Origin of the sequence: Dokdonella sp., assembly GCF_049593775.1 — a bacterium.
In the GTDB taxonomy this organism is placed as follows: Bacteria; Pseudomonadota; Gammaproteobacteria; order Xanthomonadales; family Rhodanobacteraceae; genus Dokdonella.
Map to the genome: position 1 here is coordinate 1 of NZ_JBAWHJ010000377.1, position 6,303 is coordinate 6,303.

Below are 6,303 nucleotides of genomic sequence, written 5' to 3' on the forward strand. Positions count from 1 at the left end.
GATGAAAAGCTGAGGCCTCTGGTCTCGGAAAACGAGGATTGATCCGCATGAGTCAGGAAATTCGCGAGCAACTGTCTGCCTTGATGGACGGAGAACTCTCCGGTGAAGAGACCCGATTTCTGATGCGCCGTCTTGCGCATGACCAGAGTCTGGTCTCGTGCTGGTCGAATTTTCATGTTGCCAGACAGGCGATGCGTCGGCAGGAGATTGTGCTGGTCCGGTCGAATTTTGCCGATTCGGTTCTGGCTCGAATTGACACCGAGGTGCAGCCTGAGGTCAGGCGGACGGGAACGCTGCTGCGCTGGGCTTCCGGCGGAGCGATCGCGGCTTCAGTTGCTGTCGCTGCCCTTGTCCTGAGTGGCCCTCAGGACGGTACCGGCATCGCGCCAGTCGAGCAGACTGTCTCGGCGACCAATCTTGCAGCGCCCGCTGTTTCGACAGCATCCGCAGTGGCATCTCCGACGACGCGCAACACGGATTTCAGGCCGCCAATGATTTCACCGATACTGGATGTACAGCCGGCTTCTGCCAGCACGGCAGGGTTTTCAACACAGCCGACGCCACTTGATCCCCGCACCCAGTCCTACCTGGTCAGGCACTACGACGCGGCCGGCAGTAATGGTCAGCCGGGCATGTTGCCGTATGTTCTGCTGATCGTGCCCTCGGCATCTCAGGCAACTGCCGTGCAGCCGGAAAAGGTCACAGAGCAGCGCTAGGGCCCAATGCATTCCCGCTTTCAGGAAAGATTCGGTAGTCACGCCGGGTTCGTCTTTTCGTTCCGGCGATTTTGCACAGCACTTTTGTTGGGGGCAGGCCTTTCGACCCTCTCGCATGCGCAGGAAACGGATGCCCATGCGTTGTTGTCACAAATGGCGTCGGCCATCGAGTCGCTCGACTATCAAGGTTCTTTCCTCTACCAGCACGCGGGAAGGATCGATACGCTGCGGGTGACTCACGCTGGCGGGCCGCGCGAGCGCGAACGCCTGGTCAGCCTGAATGGTCCGCGTACCGAGGTTTTTCGCAACGGCCCCGATGTCACCTTTGTCCAGCAGGATGGCTCGTCGGTCATCTACCCGAGCAACTCCGGACGCGGGCTTCTGCCGCTGGTTCCTGCTTCTGCTGGCCGGCGACTGGATGAAAATTACCGTTTGAAGGTTGTGGGTATTGATCGCGTTGCCGGCTACGTCGCCGATGTCATTGATGTCGAGCCCAGGGACTCCTGGCGCTACGGCTATCGATTGTGGCTGGATCGGGACTCTCGACTGTTGCTGCGTTCCATTGTCATGGACAGCCAGCGGCGAACGCTGGAACAGTTCATGTTCGTGGCGCTTGAGATTGGTCGATTGCCGGATGGATCAGAACTCATTCCCAGCCAGCGCGAACTGCTGACAAGCCGTTCCGCTGGCGCGGATGATTGGATCGTGGAGCGAAACTCCACCTGGAAGGCGGCCACGCTGCCGCCAGGGTTCTCGCTCAGCTCGATTCGTCGGTCGCGATCTGACGGGGAAGGCGTTGAGCATCTGGTCTACAGCGACGGCCTCGCGAACATTTCGATCTACCTCGAGCCTAGCCGCGGAGAAGCTCTTGAAGGCGCAACACTGACTCAGCGCGGGCCGTTGAATATCCTGACGCTCAGCAGGAACGAATGGCGAATCACGGCCGTCGGAGATGTGCCCGGAGCAACGCTTTCGGCCATTGCCGACTCCCTGGAGCGATCTCCGGAATCGTTTCCGGAGAGCCGGTAGGAGTGTCATTGGTAACGGCTGGAACCAGGGAACTTTGAGGCGGAACCATCGTTCAAACACGTTCCCGAAGCCCGGCAAACGAGCTTTGCAACCCCTGTCATGAGGAAGAAAAAAATGATCAATTTGTCGGCCACGCGAACATCGTTCGCACTGTCAGTCGCCTTCTTGGCGATATCAGTGCTGGCGGGGCAAGCCATTGCAGCGGACCTGCCGGATTTCGTCAGCCTGGTCGAGAAGAATGGACCGGCGGTGGTCAACGTAAGGGCCACCGAGACGGCCCAGGCGAGGACGCAGGCGCCGAACCCCGGTGCTGAAGGTGAAGAAGAGATCCCGGAAATTTTCCGGCGATTCTTCGGTCCGATACCGCGTGGACAGCAACCGGGCGGCGAGCGTCGTTCAGCCGGCTCGGGCTTTATCGTGTCCACGGATGGTTACATCCTGACCAACAATCACGTGGTCGGCGATGCCGACAAGGTCACCGTGCGCCTGTCTGACCGGCGCGAACTTGATGCCAAGGTCATCGGAACGGATGAGCAGACCGACATTGCCCTGTTGAAGATCGAAGCCACCGGATTGCCGGTGGTCAGCCTGGGTGATTCGACGGAACTCAAGCCTGGGCAATGGGTGGTTGCGGTCGGATCACCATTCGGAATGGATCACACGGTGACCCATGGCATCGTCAGCGCGGTTGGCCGTGGCTACGACCGCAGCCAGCAGTACGTGCCCTTTATCCAGACTGACGTCCCGATCAATCCGGGCAACTCGGGTGGCCCATTATTCAACCTCGCCGGAGAAGTGGTCGGTATCAATTCCCAGATCTTCTCGAATACCGGCGGTTACATGGGCGTCTCGTTTGCCATCCCGATTTCTGTGGCCATGAATACGATGAATCAGCTCAAGGAGAAAGGCCACGTATCGCGCGGCATGATCGGCGTCCAGATCCAGAACGTGGATCGGGATTCTGCCAAGGCACTTGGGCTTCCGCGCAGTGGCGGCGCCCTGGTAAACAGCGTCACCGCAGGAGGCGCCGCGGAGAAAGCCGGCGTTCGCATCGGTGATGTGATCCTTGCTTTCGACGGGGCAGAGGTCGTCAGTTCCTCGGACCTGCCTCCCATGGTCGGTCTGACGCCACCCGGAACGCGCTCGGAGCTTGAAGTATTCCGCAACGGCAAGACGCTGATGATTCCGGTTACGGTCGGCGAACTTCCCAAGGACGTGGCCGCGACAGTGGCCGCAGCGCCCAAGGTTGCTCCTGCGAACAAGCTTGGCATTCTTGTCGAGGACCTGACTGCGGAACAGCGCAAGCAGCTCGGACTCAAGGATGAAGGTGTCGTGATCACCAGGATCACCGGCAGTTCGGCGCGGCGTGCCGCACTGCAGCCAGGCGACGTCGTCCTCATGGTCGGCCGCACTTCGATCAAGTCCAGTGCAGGATTCCAGACGGCGGTAAATTCGCTGAAGGCTGACGACTCGATCATGCTGCTGATTCGACGCAACGATACGACCTCATTTGTCGCGATTACCGTGCCAAAGGACGAAACCGAGTAGTCGGGCGGCCACGACAGGCCATCCCATGTGCGGGGCAGGGCAGGTACAAGATCAGCCTCTTGTGCCTGCTCACCCGAACGTGATTGCTGCAGCGCAGCCAAGACTGTCGCTTTCTGCGATAATCGCCGCCTTTGTGCCGCCTTCCTGGCTGGTGCTCTACGGCAAACCCGATGGACCATATCCGAAATTTCTCGATCATTGCCCATGTAGACCATGGCAAGTCCACGCTCGCCGACCGTATCATCCAGCTCTGTGGAGGGCTGCAGGATCGTGAGATGTCGGCGCAGGTGCTCGATTCAAACCCCATTGAGCGCGAGCGCGGCATCACCATCAAGGCGCAAAGCGTGTCGCTCCCCTATCTGGCGCGTGATGGCAAAACCTATCAGCTGAACTTCATCGACACGCCAGGGCATGTCGACTTTTCCTATGAAGTGAGTCGTTCGCTGGCCGCCTGCGAAGGTGCGTTGCTGGTCGTGGATGCAGCCCAGGGGGTCGAGGCACAGTCGGTCGCCAACTGCTATACCGCCGTTGAGCAGGGACTGACCGTCATTCCGGTCCTGAACAAGATCGATTTGCCGACTGCCGATATCCAGCGTTCCAAGGATGAAATCGAGGCGGTCATTGGCATCGATGCCGAAGACGCGATCGCTATCAGCGCCAAGACCGGTCTCAATGTGATCGAGGTGCTTGAGGCCATCGTTGCCCGGATTCCACCGCCGGTGCCGCGCGAATCCTCCAAGTTGCAGGCGCTGATTATTGATTCATGGTTCGACAATTATCTCGGCGTTGTTTCGCTGGTGCGCGTCATGCAGGGCGAAATCAAGCCAAAGGACAAGATCCTCGTGATGTCCACCGGGCGCTGGCACGAGGTTGACAAGGTTGGCGTCTTCACGCCCAAGCGACTGGTCAAGAACAAACTCAGTGGTGGCGAAGTGGGCTGGGTCACGGCGTCGATCAAGGAAGTCCATGGTGCTCCGGTCGGCGATACCCTCACCCTCAATTCGGACCCGGCTCCCGCGCCACTTCCCGGATTCCAGAAAGTGCAGCCGCGAGTCTTTGCCGGGTTGTTCCCGATCAACGCCGAGGACTATCCATCGCTGCGCGAAGCATTGGACAAGCTCAAGTTGAACGATGCCGCCTTGCATTTCGAGCCGGAAAGTTCAGAGGCCATGGGCTTCGGGTTCCGCTGCGGTTTTCTTGGCCTTCTGCACATGGATATCATCCAGGAGCGCCTGGAGCGGGAATACGATCTCGATCTGATCAGCACGGCGCCGACCGTAATCTATGAGGTACTGCAGACAGACGGCAGCATCCTCCCGCTGGACAACCCGGCCAAGCTTCCGGCGTCGCAGAACATCGAGGAAATCCGAGAGCCGATCATCGTTGCCAATATCCTCACGCCTCCCGACCATATCGGCAGCGTGATCAAGCTTTGCGAGGAAAAACGCGGTGTTCAGCGGTCGATCAACTACATGGCCAACCAGGTCCAGATCAGCTACGAACTTCCGCTGGCAGAAGTCGTGCTCGACTTCTTCGATCGCCTGAAGTCGGTATCGCGTGGCTATGCGTCGATGGACTACCACTTCGAACGATTCCAGGTCGCGCCGCTGGTGCGCCTGGACGTGCTGATCAATGGCGAGCGGGTCGATGCCCTTAGCCTGATCCTGCATCGCTCACTGGCTGATCGGCGGGGGCGCGAGCTGGTAGAGAAGATGAAGGAATTGATTCCCCGGCAACAATTCGACGTTGCAATTCAGGGCGCGATCGGAGCGCAGATCATTGCCCGCTCCACGGTCAAGGCCCTGCGCAAGAACGTATTGGCAAAGTGCTATGGCGGCGACGTATCGCGCAAGCGGAAGCTGCTCGAGAAGCAGAAGGAAGGCAAGAAGCGCATGAAACAGGTGGGTTCCGTGGATATCCCCCAGGAGGCGTTCCTGGCCGTATTGCAATCAGACAGCAAGTAGGTGACTGGCATCTGTGCCGGCACCCGAATCAACTTCCGGGAGTTTGAATGAATTTTGATCTCGCCCTGCTTTTGGTAGTCCTTTCCACCCTGACCGGCGCGATCTGGCTGATCGACATGTTCGCGTTCGCGCCAACCCGCGCAAGGCGCGCTGCTGGCATCGAGGAAATAGCGGCGCTGTCGGAGGCAGAAAAGAAGGCGCGCGTCCACGAAGCCTTGCGCGAGCCTGTCCTGACCGAGTACGCACGTTCATTCTTTCCCGTGCTTGTGCTGATCCTGATATTTCGGTCCTTTATCGCCGAGCCATTCAAGATTCCGTCTGGATCGATGATGCCTACCTTGCTGGTCGGGGACTTCATCCTCGTCAACAAATTCGCCTATGGCCTGCGTCTACCCGTCCTGAACAACCGAATCCTGGAGATTGGTGAGCCGAAGCGCGGCGACGTGATCGTATTCCGCTATCCGGGCTACCAGTGTGAACGCGAGGGCAAGCCGATCCGCAGCGGAAATCCCTGCCATGAAGCGTTTGCTCCGGTACCCAAACAGGACTATATCAAGCGTGTTGTGGGGCTGCCCGGTGACGAAGTCACCTATCGCAACAAGATCATTTACGTGAATGGCAAGGAAATCCCGCAAACCTACGTCGGCCCGTACATTGGACCTTCGGAGAACGGACGCAACCTTAGTGACGCTCAGGTAAAAGACGAAATGCTGTCAGAGGAAGGGCACCGCATGATGACCCTGCCGCGCGTATCCGGGCATGAGGGAACCTGGCGCGTACCGGAGGCGAGCTATTTCGTCATGGGTGACAATCGCGACAGTAGCGCGGATAGTCGCTACTGGGGCTTCGTGCCGGAGGCCAATCTGGTCGGACGAGCCATCGTGATCTGGATGAATTGGGACAACAGTATCGACTACCACCGTATTGGCACGGTCATCAAGTAACAGGAGGGAAGCAGCATGTCCACTAGGCATCGTTCACGCGGTATCACATTGATCGGATTCATACTGCTTCTGGGCGTGGTGGGATTCTTCGGTTACCTGGCC

General features: G+C 58.9%; 5 protein-coding genes. All 5 read left to right on the forward strand.

Annotation, left to right across the window (positions count from 1 at the left end; genetic code table 11):
• Positions 1–47 precede the first annotated feature (47 nt).
• The 5 genes from WBP53_RS12970 (at position 48) to lepB (ending at position 6,201) form a co-directional block, all read left to right on the forward strand.
• Positions 48–716, forward strand: coding sequence for a sigma-E factor negative regulatory protein (locus WBP53_RS12970; RefSeq protein ID WP_423929575.1), 669 nt, complete (start codon positions 48–50; stop codon positions 714–716).
• A gap of 87 nt (positions 717–803) precedes the next feature.
• Positions 804–1,745 (forward strand): MucB/RseB C-terminal domain-containing protein, encoded by a 942-nt coding sequence (locus tag WBP53_RS12975; RefSeq protein ID WP_423929577.1) that lies wholly within the window; start codon positions 804–806, stop codon positions 1,743–1,745.
• 114 nt (positions 1,746–1,859) lie between these two features.
• Complete coding sequence (locus WBP53_RS12980) at positions 1,860–3,293, forward strand: DegQ family serine endoprotease (RefSeq protein ID WP_423929579.1); 1,434 nt, start codon at positions 1,860–1,862, stop codon at positions 3,291–3,293.
• Positions 3,294–3,463: 170 nt separating this feature from the next.
• Positions 3,464–5,257 (forward strand): translation elongation factor 4, encoded by a 1,794-nt coding sequence (gene lepA, locus WBP53_RS12985; protein WP_423929581.1) that lies wholly within the window; start codon positions 3,464–3,466, stop codon positions 5,255–5,257.
• A gap of 47 nt (positions 5,258–5,304) precedes the next feature.
• Positions 5,305–6,201 (forward strand): signal peptidase I, encoded by an 897-nt coding sequence (gene lepB, locus WBP53_RS12990; RefSeq protein ID WP_423929583.1) that lies wholly within the window; start codon positions 5,305–5,307, stop codon positions 6,199–6,201.
• Positions 6,202–6,303 lie beyond the last annotated feature (102 nt).